The sequence below is a fragment of the Pantoea sp. MBLJ3 genome (genome assembly GCF_000816655.1).
Classification (GTDB): domain Bacteria; phylum Pseudomonadota; class Gammaproteobacteria; order Enterobacterales; family Enterobacteriaceae; genus Pantoea; species Pantoea eucalypti.
Genome location: NZ_JSUT01000005.1, coordinates 123,924 through 139,174 on the forward strand (window position 1 = coordinate 123,924; position 15,251 = coordinate 139,174).

Genomic DNA, 15,251 nt, shown 5'->3' on the forward strand with positions numbered 1-15,251 from the left:
ATGCAGGGCGTGATTAACATCAGCGCCATTAAAAAGCGGTGGCTCGCGCTGCCGCTTTTTTTTCTGGCGTTATGGCTGGCGACATGGGGACTGGATCGGCTGTTCCCGCTGCCGCTTAAAGAGGTGCAGCCTGCGCGGGTGATTGTGGCCAGCGACGGCACGCCGCTGTGGCGCTTTGCGGACAGCAAGGGCATCTGGCGCTATCCCGTCACACCAGAAGAGGTCGCTCCGGCTTATCTGCAGGCGCTGCTCACCTACGAAGATCGCTGGTTCTGGTATCACCCCGGCATCAATCCCCTGGCGCTGGTGCGTGCGGCCTGGCAGGATTTGCGCCATCAAAGCGTTATTTCCGGTGGCAGCACGCTGACCATGCAGGTAGCACGCCTTATCGACCCGCAACCCCGTACGCTGCGGGGCAAGCTAATCCAGGCGTGGCGGGCGCTGCAGCTTGAATGGCACCTTTCCAAACGTGACATCCTGACGCTCTACCTTAACCGTGCGCCTTTTGGCGGCACGCTGGAAGGAGTGGGCGCGGCAAGCTGGAGCTGGCTGGGGAAATCCCCGTCACAGCTGACACCGGGCGAGGCAGCGCTGCTGGCGGTTTTGCCGCAGGCACCCAGCCGACTTCGCCCCGATCGCTGGCCAGAGCGGGCAGAAGCGGCACGCAATAAAGTGCTGGATCGGCTGGCGGAATACCGCATCTGGTCCGCTGAGCAGGTGGCGGAAATCCGTCAGGAGCCGGTCTGGCTGCCGCCACGGCAGATGCCGCAGATGGCGCCGCTGCTGGCCCGGCGATTACTGTCGATCAGTTCCAGCGACAAGATTGTCTCCACGCTCGATCCTTCACTGCAGCGCGAACTGGAAAGCCTGGCGCTGAACGTTAAAAACCAGCTTCCGCCGCGCACCTCACTGGCGATGCTGGTGGTCGATCACACCACCATGGCGGTTCGGGGCTATGTCGGTTCGGCTGACTTTACCGATGACAGTCGGTTCGGGCATGTGGACATGATCGCCAGCGTGCGTTCGCCTGGCTCGGTGTTAAAACCCTTTGTTTACGGCATGGCGCTGGATGAGGGGCTGATTCATGCCGAATCGCTGCTGCAGGATGTGCCGCGTCGCTTTGGTGATTACCGACCAGGCAATTTCGACACCGGTTTTCACGGGCCGGTCAGCGCCAGCGATGCGCTGGTACGCTCCCTGAATCTGCCGGCTGTACAGGTGCTGGAGGCGCTGGGACCGAAAAACGTTGCGGCGCGTCTGCGCAATGTGGGTCTGAATTTACGTTTCCCGCCAGGCGCGGAACCCAATCTTTCGTTGATTCTTGGCGGCACCGGCGCCCGTATGGATGAAATTGTGGCGGCTTATAGCGCCTTTGCCCGTCACGGCAATGCCGCTGCACTGCGCTGGACGCCCGATCAACCCTTGCAGCAGCGACCGCTGCTTTCACCCGCATCGGCGTGGATCATCCGGCGCATCCTGGCGGGTGAAGCGCAACCGGCCGGTAATGGCAGCGTACCTGATGTGGTGCCGCTGGCCTGGAAAACCGGCACCAGTTACGGCTATCGCGACGCCTGGTCGGTGGGCATCAATCCCCGTTATCTGATTGGCGTCTGGGTGGGGCGGCCGGATGCGACTCCGGTTGCCGGGCAGTTTGGTTTCGCCTCTGCCGTGCCAGTCATGAATCAGATTAACAGCGTGCTGATGAGCCGTCTCGGCAGGCGTGACGTGCCGGTCGACCCACGTCCGGCCTCGGTAACGGTCGCGACCATATGCTGGCCTGGTGGTCAGCCGTTGCCTGCCGGAGATGAAAACTGCCGCCAGCGTCGGCAAAGCTGGGTCGCTTCTGATACGTTGCCGCCAACACTGCTGGCGCCCGGTCAGGAGAGCCTCAGCGGATTACGCGCGGGCTACTGGCAAAATGCGCAGGGACTGCGCGTCGCAGCAGATTGCCCCGGCGCCACCCGCCACGAACGGCTGGTCTGGCCGCTGCCGCTGGAAGCGTGGCTGCCGCCTCAGGAGCGGCGGGCGCAGCGCTTACCGCCTGTCGATACCCATTGTCCGCCATTACAACAGGGCAGTAGCGCACCACTGATTGTCACCGGCGTTATTGAGCGGCAAATCGTTAAACCGCTGCCGGGTAATAGCACGCTGACGATCCCGGTCGCGGTGCAGGGAGGGCAGGGCACGCAACGCTGGTGGTTCCTGAATGGTGAGCCATTGATGACGCAAAACGCGGCGAACAGCCTGTCGCTGCATCTTGATCATCCCGGCGAGTATCAGCTGGTGGTAATGGATGAAGAGGGACAACTTGTCTCGGTCACCTTCACTCGGGGCTGACGATTTTTTGCGCTAAATCATAACTATGGCGCGCCTGCCTCGACTCAGATCAAGAATTTTCAACAAATTGGGGATCTCTGATAGGCAATGCCGCACTCAGCCCCTATAATCGGCGCCGTTTCTTAACCGGGGCGGACGCCACCGGTTTCTTCAGAACGTCAAGACAGAGGTCATCATGGCAATCGAACGTACTTTTTCTATCATCAAGCCAAACGCCGTCGCTAAAAATGTGATTGGTGCTATCTATAACCGTTTTGAAAGCGCTGGCTTCAAAATCGTTGGCGCAAAAATGCTGCAGCTGAGCAAAGAGCAGGCTGAAGGCTTTTACGCTGAGCACCAGGGCAAGCCATTCTTCGATGGTCTGGTTGAATTCATGACCTCTGGCCCGGTTGTTGTATCCGTGCTGGAAGGTGAAAATGCGGTTCAGCGTCACCGTGACCTGATGGGTGCAACTAACCCGGCAAACGCACTGGCTGGCACACTGCGTGCTGACTACGCTGACAGCTTCACCGAAAACGCGACCCACGGTTCAGATTCTGCTGAATCCGCTGCCCGCGAGATCGCTTATTTCTTCGGCGAAAACGAAATCTGCCCACGTACCCGTTAATCGCCCGGCGATAAACGTTACAGCGGCTTTACAAAAATCTGCGTAGGGGAGGTCACTCCCGCCTGTTATCAGGCCGCAGATGTTGTACAATATTGCGCCTTCATTGACATCGCTTAATGAAGGCGCAATTTTTTCACCTATCCCTGAACAGCGCCATAACGTGTAACAACGAGGCCAGAGAATATTATGTCCGAACAGATTGAGACGTCCGCGTCCGTGTCCCCCATTGTCGTTTCTCCCAAAAGCCAGAAAATAAACCTGCTGGATCTCAACCGTCAGCAGATGCGGGAATTTTTCCTGTCGCTGGGCGAGAAGCCTTTCCGCGCCGATCAGGTCATGAAGTGGATTTATCACTACTGCTGCGATGACTTCGAGCAGATGACCGACATCAACAAAAAGCTGCGTAACCGGCTGATGGAGCTGACGGAAATCCGCGCGCCAGAAGTGGCGGAAGAGATGCGCTCCACCGACGGCACCATTAAATGGGCCATTCGCGTGGGCGACCAGCTGGTGGAAACGGTCTACATCCCGGAAGGCGATCGCGCCACGCTGTGTGTCTCTTCACAGGTGGGGTGTGCGCTGGAGTGTAAATTCTGTTCGACCGCACAGCAGGGCTTTAACCGTAACCTGCGGGTGTCAGAAATTATTGGTCAGGTGTGGCGTGCGGCGAAAATTGTTGGTGCAGCCAAAATCACCGGCCAGCGTCCTATCACCAACGTGGTGATGATGGGCATGGGCGAGCCCCTGCTCAATCTCAATAACGTGGTTCCGGCGATGGAGATCATGCTGGATGACTTCGGTTTTGGTCTGTCGAAGCGTCGCGTAACCCTCTCCACCTCTGGCGTCGTGCCTGCGCTGGATAAACTGGGTGATATGATCGACGTGGCGCTGGCGATCTCGCTGCATGCAGCAAACGACAAGCTGCGTGATGACATCGTGCCGATCAACAAAAAGTACAATATCGAAACCTTCCTGGCGGCGGTGAAGCGTTACATCGCGAAATCCAACGCCAACCAGGGACGCGTGACCATTGAGTACGTCCTGCTGGATCACGTCAATGACAGCACTGATGATGCGCATGAACTTGCCGCATTACTGAAAGAAACACCGTGTAAAATCAACCTGATTCCGTGGAATCCCTTCCCGGGCGCGCCGTATGGCCGTAGCTCTAACAGCCGTATCGATCGCTTCTCCAAAGTTTTAATGGACTATGGTTTTACCACCATCGTGCGTAAAACCCGTGGTGACGACATTGATGCCGCCTGCGGTCAGTTAGCCGGCGAAGTCATTGACCGTACCAAGCGGACGATGCGCATCAAAATGGCGGGTGAAGCCATATCTGTGAAGCCTCTCTAGAAGGTTGAAATCGCGCGTTTCCTGACGTGATGACCCGTGGCAGGCTGCAGCCTGTCAACGTCAAACGGAGGGAAACGATTATGCGTAATGGATTACCTGCAGTGTTGCTGGCGCTGTTTGTTGTAAGCGGGTGTGTCAGTCAGCCGCGTGAACCTGGCGCAGAAGAGGTGCGTCTGCAGTTAGGGATGCACTATCTGGCCAGTGGCGACGCTGCTGCGGCTGAGCGAAACTTTCTAAGGGCACAGGCCGCTGCGCCACATGATTACCGGGTCTCGCTTGCGCTGGCACGGCTGGCACTGAAGCAGGGTAATCAGACAGCGGCGCAGGCACGGTTTATACTGGCACAGCAGCAGGCGCCGGATAATGGTTTTGTTGCTAACAATTACGGTGCGTTTCTCTGCGCTTTAAGGCAGTATGACGAAGCGCATCAACAGTTTAGTCGGGCAAGCGCAGCACAGCAGTTTGATGCTCGCAATGACGCGCTTGAACTGGCAGGCTTTTGTTATCTGCAGGCTGGCGATGTTGCTGCTGCCCGCAGGGCGTTACGTCAGGCCATTGATGCTGACAGGCGTAAAGCTGACTCGCTGCTGTCGGAAGCTGAAAAGCAGCTGGCAGATAACCATCTGTCGAAGGCTCAGGTTTTGCTTAGTGTTTACCAGCAACAACTGCCTGAAACAGCACGAAGTCTGGCGTTACACTTACGTTTCGCCGCGCTACAGGGAAATGCCGCTGACGTTTCACGTTATGGCGACCGGTTAGCGCGACGTTTTCCGCAATCGATACAGTACCAGCGTTATTTAGCTAATGAATACTGAAGCCACTCAAGAAAACTCTGCATTACAATCAACAGGTGAACGCCTGCGTCTGGCCCGTGAGCAGATGGGGCTGACGCAGCAGAACGTCGCTGAACGCCTGTGCCTGAAACTTTCTACCGTGCGTGACATTGAGGAGGACAAATCACCTGCTGATTTAGCTTCCACGTTCCTGCGCGGCTACATTCGCTCTTACGCGCGTCTGGTGCATATTCCTGAAGAGGAACTGCTGCCGATGATGGCGAAGCAGACACCGATTCGGTCTTCAAAGATTGAGCCGATGCAAAGTTTTTCACTGGGCAAACGCCGCAAGAAACGCGACGGCTGGTTAATGATTTTTACCTGGCTGGTGGTGTTTGTGGTCGTGGGGCTGACGGGCGCCTGGTGGTGGCAGAACCATAAAGCGTCTCAGGACGATCTGGTGCCGATGACCGACCAGAGCAGTAGCAGCGGTGATAATGGTCAGTCGATTCCGCTGGGTGAAAGCAGTGGTGATAGCGCGGCACCTGCCGCAACTGACGAGAGCAACACCACCACGACCAGTAACAGCGGCGCAGCCAGTGCGCCGGCGAGTGCGGCTCCGGCCGCCACCGCCAGCAATAGCGCGACCACCACTCAGCCGGATAACACCAGCAATGCTGTGGTGTCGCCGAGCCAGGCGCCAGTGGACAACTCAGCGGCTGCACCAGCAGCCACGACGCCGACAACCAGCGCGGCACCTCCGATGCCCGTCGGTGCAGCTGCGGTCAATGAGCCGGCAGCTGACCCTAATGCGGTGGTCATGAACTTCAACGCCGACTGCTGGCTGGAAGTCAGTGACGCGACCGGCAAAAAACTGTTCAGCGGCATTCAGCGTAGTGGTGGTAAACTCAGCCTCGCAGGAACGCCTCCGTATCGTCTGAAAATTGGCGCGCCTCGTGCGGTTCAGGTGCAATATCAGAATCAGCCCGTTGATTTAAGTCGTTTTATCCGTAATAACCAGGTTGCTCGCCTGACGTTGGGTGCGCAATAACAGCGTATCGCGTACCGGGCAATTGTGGAGAAGAAATATGCATAACGAAGCACCCATTATCCGCCGTAAATCCAAACGCATTTACGTCGGCAAGGTGCCGGTCGGTGACGGCGCGCCAATCGCTGTTCAGTCGATGACCAACACCCGCACCACTGACGTGGAAGCGACGGTAAATCAGATCAAAGCCCTTGAGCGAGTCGGTGTCGACATCGTTCGTATCTCGGTGCCTACCATGGATGCCGCAGAAGCATTCAGACTGATCAAACAGCAGGTGAATGTACCGCTGGTTGCAGATATTCATTTTGACTACCGCATCGCCCTGAAAGTCGCCGAGTATGGCGTCGACTGCCTGCGCATCAATCCCGGTAATATCGGGAACAACGAGCGCATCCGTATGGTGGTTGACTGCGCACGCGACAACAATATTCCGATTCGAATTGGCGTGAACGCCGGTTCACTGGAAAAAGATCTGCAGGAAAAGTATGGCGAGCCGACGCCGCAGGCGTTGCTGGAATCAGCCATGCGTCATGTCGATCATCTTGACCGTCTTAACTTCGATCAATTCAAAGTCAGCGTAAAAGCCTCTGACGTCTTCCTTGCCGTTGAATCTTATCGCCTGCTGGCGAAACAGATCGAACAGCCTCTGCATCTCGGCATCACCGAAGCGGGTGGCGCACGCGCAGGCGCAGTAAAATCTGCGATTGGACTTGGCCTGTTACTGTCAGAAGGGATCGGCGATACGCTGCGTATCTCGCTGGCGGCCGACCCGGTTGAAGAAGTCAAAGTCGGTTTCGATATCCTGAAGTCACTGCGCATTCGCTCTCGCGGGATCAACTTCATCGCCTGTCCAACCTGTTCACGTCAGGAGTTTGACGTTATCGGCACGGTCAACGCGCTGGAGCAGCGTCTGGAAGATCTGATCACCCCGATGGATGTCTCCATTATCGGCTGTGTCGTCAACGGACCGGGTGAAGCGACCCTCTCTACGCTGGGCGTGACCGGCGGCAGCAAGAAGAGTGGTTTCTACGAAGATGGCGTGCGTCAGCGCGATCGTCTCGACAACAATGACATGATTGATCAGCTGGAAGCGCGCATTCGCGCCAAAGCGTCGATGCTGGATGCCAGCCGCCGTATTGATGTGCAGCATCTGGAAAAATAATGGCGCGCGCGGTCTGCGTGCGTGACTTTTTTGACTGAACCTGTGCGGTTTCATCCTCATAAGGTATGATGCCGGACAGGTTTTTTTGCATTAAGAGATTCTAACGTGGCGAAGAATATTCAGGCGATTCGCGGGATGAACGACTACCTGCCTGCGGATACTGCCCTCTGGCAACGGATTGAAGGCGTTCTCAAGCAGACGCTGGCGAGCTACGGTTACAGCGAAATTCGCTTACCGCTGGTAGAGCAAACCCCACTGTTTAAGCGCGCCATCGGTGAAGTCACCGACGTGGTTGAAAAAGAGATGTATACCTTTGACGATCGCAACGGCGAAAGCCTGACGCTGCGTCCGGAAGGCACAGCAGGCTGTGTGCGAGCCGGTATCGAACACGGTTTACTCTACAACCAGGAACAGCGTCTGTGGTACATGGGTCCCATGTTCCGCTATGAGCGTCCGCAGAAAGGCCGCTATCGTCAGTTCTATCAGATTGGCGTGGAAGTTTTTGGTCTGCAGGGACCAGACATCGATGCTGAACTGATCATGCTGAATGCCCGCTGGTGGAAAGCCCTGGGTATCTTTGAGCACGTTCGCCTGGAACTTAACTCTATCGGTTCGCTGGAAGCGCGTGCTCACTACCGCGACGCGCTGGTCGCCTTCCTTGAACAGCACAAAGAGGTGCTGGATGAGGATTGCAAGCGCCGCATGTACAGCAACCCGATGCGCGTTCTCGACAGTAAAAATCCCGATGTTCAGCAACTGCTGAATGATGCGCCACAACTTGGCGACTATCTGGATGACGAATCACGCGAACATTTCAGCGGCCTGTGTGCCCTGCTGGATGACGCCGGAATCAGCTACACCGTCAATCAGCGTCTGGTGCGCGGTCTGGATTACTACAATCGCACCGTGATTGAGTGGGTCACCGATAGCCTGGGTTCACAGGGCACGGTTTGCGGCGGTGGTCGCTACGATGGCCTGGTTGAGCAGCTCGGGGGGCGCGCAACGCCAGCCGTAGGCTTTGCCATGGGCATGGAGCGCCTGGTGCTGCTGGTTCAGGCGGTTAATCCTGAATTTGAACCGACGAGCAATGTGGATGTCTATGTTATCGCCTCAGGTCAGGGCGTGCAGTCTGCTGCAATGCAGCTGGCTGAGAAATTGCGTGACGAAGCGCCAGAACTGAGGCTGATGACCAACTTTGGCGGCGGTAACTTCAAGAAGCAATTTGCCCGTGCTGACAAGTGGGGCGCGCGTGTTGCCCTGGTGTTAGGCGAGGATGAAGTCAAAGCCGGTCAGGTCGTGATTAAAGATCTACGCCGTGGCGAGCAGCAAACGCTGGATCAGGCAGAGGCTGCTGCTGTATTGCGTACGCTGTTACAGTAAGCGTGACACAGCACCAACCATAGAAAGGAGAGGGATTGCGTGGAAGTGTATAGCAATGAGAACGAGCAGACCGACGCGCTGCGCAACTTTTTTGCCAGTAATGGCAAAGCGTTAGCCATTGGCGTAGTGATCGGCATTGCTGCGCTGGGTGGCTGGCGTTACTGGAGCAGTCATCAGGACGATACGGCGAAGTCAGTGTCTGCGCAGTATCAGCAACTGACCAGCGCCATGCAGGCAGGCAAACCGGAAACGCTGGAAGCGGTAAACCGTTTTGCCAGTGAAAACAGCAATACCTACGGTGCGCTGGCAGCGATGGATCTGGCGAAGCAGTATGTTGACGCCGGTCAGCTCGATAAGGCTGCGACGTTGCTGCAAAACGGACTGAAAGATACCAAAGATGCCAATCTGCAGGCGGTCATTAACCTGCGCCTGGCCCGCATTCAACTGCAACAGAATCAAGCCGATGCGGCGCTTAAAACCCTTGACGGTGTGAAGGGTGATGGCTGGACAGCCATTGTGGCCGATATTCGCGGCGAAGCGCTGCTGACCAAAGGCGACAAGCAGGGCGCGCGCGATGCTTGGAGTAAAGGGGTTGAATCTGACGCCTCTCCGGCATTGAAGCAAATGATGCAGATGAAGATGAATAACTTAAGCTAAGCCAGTCAAGAGAGAGCGCATGGAATTACGTAAATACCTGCTGCCGGGACTGATTTCAGTCACTTTGCTCAGCGGTTGTTCGCTGTTTAGCGGCGAAGAAGATGTAGTAAAAATGGCCCCGTTGCCGAAGGTCGAAAACCAGTTCACGCCACAGAAAGTGTGGAGCACCTCGGTTGGTGACGGTGTGGGTGATTTCTACTCAAATCTGCATCCTGCCTGGCAGGATAATACGGTTTACGCTGCCGACCGCTTTGGTATCGTCAAAGCACTGGATGCCGCAGACGGTAAAGAAAAGTGGAAAGTCGATCTCTCTGAGAAAACCGGCTTCTTCTCGAAAAATATTTCAGTCCTGCTATCAGGTGGCCTGACGGCCGATGGCGACCGCATTTATGTTGGCAGCGAACGCGGCCAGGTTTTTGCCCTGAACAGCAGCGATGGTAGCGTGGCCTGGCAGACGAAAGTCGCCGGTGAAGCGCTGTCACGTCCGGTGGTCAGCGATGGCCTGGTGCTGATTCATACCAGCAACGGCATGTTGCAGGGACTGGATCAGAGCAGCGGTGTGGTGAAGTGGAGCGTCAACCTGGATATGCCAGCGCTGTCTCTGCGCGGTGAATCTGCGCCGGCTGTGGCCTTTGGCGGCGCAATTGTCGGTGGCGACAACGGCCGTGTCAGTGCCGTGGCAATGAACCAGGGACAGCTGATCTGGCAGCAGCGTATTTCTCAGGTCAGCGGTGCCACGGAGATTGACCGTCTTAATGACGTCGATACCACACCGGTTATCGTTAACGGCGTCGTTTATGCACTGGCCTACAATGGCAATCTGTCGGCGCTGGATCTGCGTTCAGGTCAGATTTTGTGGAAACGCGAAATCGGCGGTGTGAAGGATCTGATTGTTGATGCCGGCCGTATCTATCTGGTCGATCAGGACGATCGTGTGATCGCTCTTAACACTGACGGCGGTGTTGCCATCTGGCGTCAAAGCGATCTGCTGCATCGCAACCTGACTTCACCGGTGCTCTACAACGGTTATCTGATAGTCGGTGACAGCGAAGGCTATCTGCACTGGCTGAACACCACAGATGGACGTTTTGTGGCACAGCAGGAACTGGATAGCTCAGGCTTCCAGACCGAGCCGGTAGTTGCCAGCGACAAGCTGCTGATCCAGTCCAAAGACGGTGAGGTTTATGCGATTACCCGTTAACGGGTAAACGTCTGGCAGGTGAAATCCTCCGTTCCGACGGCTCCTGATTTAATCAGGGGCCGTTTCGTTTTTAGTCAGGCATGGTATTCTTTGCGCCTTAAGCCTGAACTTAACGGCCAGAGCCGTTATAATCTCGCCATTCGGGCGATTAATTTTTTATTGAGGCATTTTGTTATGGTACCTGTGGTCGCGCTGGTTGGGCGTCCCAATGTGGGAAAATCTACGCTATTCAACCGTTTAACACGCACACGTGATGCGCTGGTAGCGGATTTTCCTGGACTGACTCGCGATCGCAAATATGGTCGCGCCGAAGTGGAAGGGCGCGAATTTATTGTTATTGATACCGGTGGTATCGACGGCACCGAAGAGGGTGTTGAAACGCGGATGGCTGAACAGTCACTGCTGGCGATCGAAGAAGCCGATGTTGTGCTGTTTATGGTGGATGCGCGTGCGGGTATGATGGCCGCCGATCAGCAAATTGCGAAGCATCTCCGTTCCCGTCAGAAAGCGACCTTCCTGGTGGCAAATAAAACTGACGGGATGGATCCGGATCAGGCGATTGTCGACTTCTATTCACTGGGCCTGGGCGAAATCCACGCCATTGCGGCGTCGCATGGTCGTGGTGTGAGCAGCCTGATTGAAGAGGCGCTGCTGCCGTGGATGGAAAAAGTTGAGGCGGTCGAGCTCACTGAAGAAGAAGAGAACCAGGCTTACTGGGCTGCGTTAGAAGCTGACGAGATTGCTGAGCAGGAAGCCGCAGAGGAAGAAGAAAACTTCGACCCGACGGGCCTGCCGATCAAACTGGCTATCGTTGGTCGTCCAAACGTAGGTAAGTCAACGCTTACCAACCGCATTCTCGGTGAAGACCGCGTGGTGGTCTACGATATGCCGGGCACCACCCGCGACAGCATCTACATTCCGATGGAGCGCGATGGACGTGAATACGTTCTGATCGACACCGCCGGTGTCCGTAAGCGTGCCAAAATCTCTGACACTGTAGAGAAATTCTCGGTGATCAAGACGCTGCAGGCGATTGAAGATGCCAACGTGGTGATGCTTGTGATTGATGCGCATGCCGGCATTTCCGATCAGGATCTCTCACTGCTTGGCTTCATTCTCAACAGTGGTCGCTCGCTGGTGATTGTGGTCAACAAATGGGATGGCCTGTCGCAGGAAGTACGTGATGAAGTGAAAGAGACGCTGGACTTCCGTCTGGGCTTTATCGATTTCGCCCGTATCCACTTTATCTCTGCGCTGCACGGCAGCGGCGTGGGTAATCTGTTCGAGTCGATCACTGAAGCTTATGACTGCTCGACCCGACGCGTAAATACCTCGCTGCTGACGCGCATCATGAACATGGCTGCAGACGATCACCAGCCGCCGCTGGTACGCGGTCGTCGCGTTAAGCTGAAATACGCGCATGCCGGTGGTTATAACCCGCCTATCGTAGTGATCCACGGTAATCAGGTGAAGGATCTGCCCGATTCTTACAAACGCTATCTGATGAACTACTTCCGTAAATCACTGAACGTGATGGGAACGCCAATTCGTATTCAGTTCAAAGAGGGTGATAACCCTTATGAAGGCAAACGTAACCTGCTGACGCCAACGCAGCAGCGTAAACGTAAGCGTCTGATGGCGCATATGAAAAAGAATAAGCGTTAACAAAATGAGGGCCATCTGGCCCTCTTTTTTTTGCTCTGAACTCATCAGGCAGGGAGAAGAAAATGATGGTGATGTGTGAAAAATGTCAGCAACCGCTGTCGCTCAGCAACGGTGAAATTATCTGCAGTGCCTGTGGTGCGCATTATCCCGCGAAACCCTGTTGCCCTGAGTGTCACCAGCCGCTTGACGTACTCAAAGCCTGCGGTGCAGTGGACTACTTTTGCCGCAATGGACATGGTCTGATCTCGCGCAAGCGCGTACTGTTCCAGCCGCCAGGTCACTAACGCCGCTTTCAGCTACGCGTAATCTGTCTGAGAATCCACCGCGACGCCCGGCTATTTGTAGCAAAAATGCTATTGCGCCGTAACAAACCGGTTAGATATGTTCACTCTGTAACGTACCAGGTGGTACAATCCTGCCGCGTCGTGGGAGGGGTCAGCCACATCAGTGCTCTTCCGGCCCACAGATTCTCACGGACGCGGGTCTGTTTATATTCGATTTGAAACCGAGCGATGCTCCACGCGCACCTGTTAACGCGCCGGAGTCCGGATGGCCTCTGTCCGGGCGCTCTGTTTATTCAGGAGAGTAAGTGTTATGGCTGAAACATCCTCCCGCGCCGGAAAGGGGCTGGGAATCGCATCCATGCTGCTCGGACTGGTGCTGCTTGCCACCGGTCTGTTTTTTGCAATTGGCGGCGGTAAACTGGTTGCCTTGGGCGGCAGTTGGTACTTTTTAATTGCGGGTATTGTTACTGTCCTCTCCGCAATTCAGTTCTTCCGTCGCAAATCTTCGGCAGTGGTTCTGTTCCTGCTGGTCTTTGCTGGCACCCTGATCTGGTCGCTGTTTGACGCAGGTCTGGATTTCTGGCCACTGGTCTCGCGTCTGATGGTTCCAGCCGGACTGACGCTGCTGGCTTTCCTGATCTGGCCTTCACTGCGTAAGCACGAAGGTAAGCACTCACTGGCGAAACCTTCTTACGCGTTCGCGGCAGTGCTGGCGGCAGGCATGGTGGCAACACTGGTGCAGATGTTCCAGCCTCATCCTACCGTTGCGGCTACGGGCGAAGAGTTACCGTTGATCCCGGTAGACAAAGCGAAACAACAGAAAGACTGGGATAATTACGGCAACACGCCTCAGGGCAGCCGCTTTGTGGCACTCGATCAAATCACCCGCGACAACGTGAAAGATCTGCAGGTCGCGTGGACCTTCCGCACGGGTGATACCCCAGTCAGCCCGACCGGTAACGGCGCAGAAGATCAGCAGACGCCATTACAGATTGGCAATACCCTTTATCTCTGTACGCCGCATAACAACGTTATCGCCGTTGAAGCCAACACGGGTAAGCAGATCTGGAAACGTGAAATCAACGCCCAGGCTGAAGTCTGGCCGCGCTGCCGTGGTCTGGCTTACTTTGATGCCACCAAACCTGTGCAACAGCCGGACAAGCCGGGTTCTGTACCGGTGACGGCGGCTGTGCTGCCAGCTGGTGACAGCTGTCAGCGCCGTATTCTGATGAATACCATTGATGCGCGTCTGATTGCGATCAACGCCGACAACGGTGAGTTCTGTGAAGATTTTGGTAATCACGGCATCGTAGATCTCAAAGCGGGCCTGGGTCAGGCACCGGACCCACAATATCAGCTGACCTCCGCGCCAACGCTGGCCGGTACCACGGTTGTGGTGGGTGGCCGTGTCGCAGATAACGTACAGACCGATATGCCTGGTGGTGTGTTACGTGGTTTTGACGTGATTACTGGCAAAATGCGCTGGGCGTTTGACCCGGGCAATGTTGACCCGAATGCGATACTGATGCCGGGCAAAGATTATACCCGCAGTACGCCAAACTCATGGGCGCCGATGTCTTATGACCCGGCAATGAACACCGTGTTCATCCCAATGGGGAGTTCGTCAGTTGACCTCTGGGGTGCGAACCGTACCGCGCTGGATCACAAATATGGCGCATCGGTGCTGGCGCTGGATGCCACCACCGGTAAAGAGAAGTGGGTCTATCAGACCGTACATAACGATCTGTGGGACTTCGACCTGCCGATGCAGCCAAGCCTGATCGACTTCCCGCAAAAAGATGGCAGCACCACGCCAGCGGTGGTGATTGGCGGCAAAACCGGCATGATCTTCGTGCTTGACCGTATGACCGGTAAGCCGCTGACCAAAGTCGAAGAACTGCCGATGCCGCAGGGTCATATCCCGAACGAGCAGTACACCAAAACACAGCCGCACTCGACCGGTATGCCGCAGATCGGCAACCAGACGCTGAAAGAGTCTGACATGTGGGGTGCCACGCCGTTTGACCAGCTGGCTTGCCGTATTGGTTTCAAATCGATGCGCTATGACGGTCTGTTCACCGTACCAGACACTGACAAGTCTCTGAGCTTCCCGGGTTCACTGGGTGGAATGAACTGGGGCAGCATGTCGATCGATCCGAACAATCACCTGTTGTTCGTCAATGACATGCGTCTGGGCCTGTGGGTTCAGATGATCCCGGCGGATACCAATAAAACGGCGCGTGGCAGTAACGGTGGCGAAGCGATCAACACCGGTATGGGTGCGGTTCCGCTGAAAGGCACGCCTTATGCTGTGAATAAGAACCGCTTTATGTCACCGCTGGGCATCCCTTGTCAGAAACCGCCATTTGGTACGCTGTCGGCGATTGACCTGAAAACACAGAAAATCGTCTGGCAGGTGCCGGTCGGTACGGTGCAGGATACCGGTCCGTTTGGTATTAAAATGCGCGTGAAAATGCCGATTGGTATGCCAACGCTGGGCGGTACGCTGGCAACGCAGGGTGGCCTGGTGTTCATCGCCGGTACACAGGATTACTACCTGCGCGCCTTTGATGCATCAACCGGTAAAGAAGTGTGGAAAGCACGTCTGCCGGTGGGCAGTCAGGGCGGCCCAATGAGCTACGTCTCACCGAAAGATGGTAAGCAGTACATCCTGATCTCGGCAGGTGGCGCACGTCAGTCACCGGACCGTGGTGATTACGTGATTGCGTACGCGCTGCCAGACAGCAAGTAACAACGCTTAACGAGAAGGGCCGACATTGT

The 15,251-nt window shown here is 56.0% G+C and carries 12 protein-coding genes; all 12 read left to right on the plus strand.

Annotated features, from left to right (window positions below; translation table 11 throughout):
• Positions 1-2,337: a peptidoglycan glycosyltransferase PbpC gene (gene pbpC, locus NP77_RS07015; protein WP_039659532.1), complete on the plus strand. Its 2,337-nt coding sequence runs from the start codon at positions 1-3 to the stop codon at positions 2,335-2,337.
• A gap of 175 nt (positions 2,338-2,512) precedes the next feature.
• On the plus strand, positions 2,513-2,944 hold the full coding sequence (ndk, locus tag NP77_RS07020) for a nucleoside-diphosphate kinase (protein WP_003848684.1): 432 nt from the start codon (positions 2,513-2,515) through the stop codon (positions 2,942-2,944).
• A gap of 186 nt (positions 2,945-3,130) precedes the next feature.
• A complete protein-coding gene (locus NP77_RS07025) occupies positions 3,131-4,300 on the plus strand; it encodes a bifunctional tRNA (adenosine(37)-C2)-methyltransferase TrmG/ribosomal RNA large subunit methyltransferase RlmN (RefSeq protein WP_039659533.1) in 1,170 nt (389 codons plus the stop codon).
• An 80-nt stretch (positions 4,301-4,380) separates the two neighbouring features.
• A complete protein-coding gene (gene pilW, locus NP77_RS07030) occupies positions 4,381-5,115 on the plus strand; it encodes a type IV pilus biogenesis/stability protein PilW (RefSeq protein WP_039659535.1) in 735 nt (244 codons plus the stop codon).
• Positions 5,105-6,124 carry a cytoskeleton protein RodZ gene (rodZ, locus tag NP77_RS07035; RefSeq protein WP_003848690.1) on the plus strand — a complete coding sequence of 340 codons (1,020 nt, stop codon included), beginning with the start codon at positions 5,105-5,107 and terminating at the stop codon, positions 6,122-6,124. The genes pilW and rodZ overlap by 11 nt, the downstream gene beginning before the upstream one ends.
• Positions 6,125-6,161: 37 nt before the next feature.
• The gene (gene ispG, locus NP77_RS07040; protein ID WP_003848692.1) at positions 6,162-7,283 is read left to right on the plus strand and encodes a flavodoxin-dependent (E)-4-hydroxy-3-methylbut-2-enyl-diphosphate synthase; all 1,122 of its coding nucleotides are present in this window, start codon (positions 6,162-6,164) and stop codon (positions 7,281-7,283) included.
• Between the two features lie 105 nt (positions 7,284-7,388).
• Positions 7,389-8,663: a histidine--tRNA ligase gene (gene hisS / locus NP77_RS07045; RefSeq protein ID WP_039659536.1), complete on the plus strand. Its 1,275-nt coding sequence runs from the start codon at positions 7,389-7,391 to the stop codon at positions 8,661-8,663.
• A gap of 39 nt (positions 8,664-8,702) precedes the next feature.
• Positions 8,703-9,320 (plus strand): YfgM family protein, encoded by a 618-nt coding sequence (locus NP77_RS07050; protein WP_033733525.1) that lies wholly within the window; start codon positions 8,703-8,705, stop codon positions 9,318-9,320.
• Positions 9,321-9,339: 19 nt separating this feature from the next.
• Positions 9,340-10,521 carry an outer membrane protein assembly factor BamB gene (bamB, locus tag NP77_RS07055; RefSeq protein WP_039659538.1) on the plus strand — a complete coding sequence of 394 codons (1,182 nt, stop codon included), beginning with the start codon at positions 9,340-9,342 and terminating at the stop codon, positions 10,519-10,521.
• Between the two features lie 174 nt (positions 10,522-10,695).
• Positions 10,696-12,186 carry a ribosome biogenesis GTPase Der gene (gene der / locus NP77_RS07060; protein WP_008926703.1) on the plus strand — a complete coding sequence of 497 codons (1,491 nt, stop codon included), beginning with the start codon at positions 10,696-10,698 and terminating at the stop codon, positions 12,184-12,186.
• 62 nt (positions 12,187-12,248) lie between these two features.
• On the plus strand, positions 12,249-12,470 hold the full coding sequence (locus tag NP77_RS07065) for a zinc ribbon domain-containing protein (RefSeq protein ID WP_039659539.1): 222 nt from the start codon (positions 12,249-12,251) through the stop codon (positions 12,468-12,470).
• Positions 12,471-12,780: 310 nt separating this feature from the next.
• Positions 12,781-15,222: a glucose/quinate/shikimate family membrane-bound PQQ-dependent dehydrogenase gene (locus NP77_RS07070; protein WP_039659542.1), complete on the plus strand. Its 2,442-nt coding sequence runs from the start codon at positions 12,781-12,783 to the stop codon at positions 15,220-15,222.
• Positions 15,223-15,251 lie beyond the last annotated feature (29 nt).

Coding starts and splice junctions, on each gene's coding strand:
- pbpC (WP_039659532.1), top strand. CDS start 1: ATGCAGGGCGTGATTAACATCAGCGCCATTAAAAAGCGGTGGCTCGCG.
- ndk (WP_003848684.1), top strand. CDS start 2,513: ATGGCAATCGAACGTACTTTTTCTATCATCAAGCCAAACGCCGTCGCT.
- NP77_RS07025 (WP_039659533.1), top strand. CDS start 3,131: ATGTCCGAACAGATTGAGACGTCCGCGTCCGTGTCCCCCATTGTCGTT.
- pilW (WP_039659535.1), top strand. CDS start 4,381: ATGCGTAATGGATTACCTGCAGTGTTGCTGGCGCTGTTTGTTGTAAGC.
- rodZ (WP_003848690.1), top strand. CDS start 5,105: ATGAATACTGAAGCCACTCAAGAAAACTCTGCATTACAATCAACAGGT.
- ispG (WP_003848692.1), top strand. CDS start 6,162: ATGCATAACGAAGCACCCATTATCCGCCGTAAATCCAAACGCATTTAC.
- bamB (WP_039659538.1), top strand. CDS start 9,340: ATGGAATTACGTAAATACCTGCTGCCGGGACTGATTTCAGTCACTTTG.
- der (WP_008926703.1), top strand. CDS start 10,696: ATGGTACCTGTGGTCGCGCTGGTTGGGCGTCCCAATGTGGGAAAATCT.
- NP77_RS07065 (WP_039659539.1), top strand. CDS start 12,249: ATGATGGTGATGTGTGAAAAATGTCAGCAACCGCTGTCGCTCAGCAAC.
- NP77_RS07070 (WP_039659542.1), top strand. CDS start 12,781: ATGGCTGAAACATCCTCCCGCGCCGGAAAGGGGCTGGGAATCGCATCC.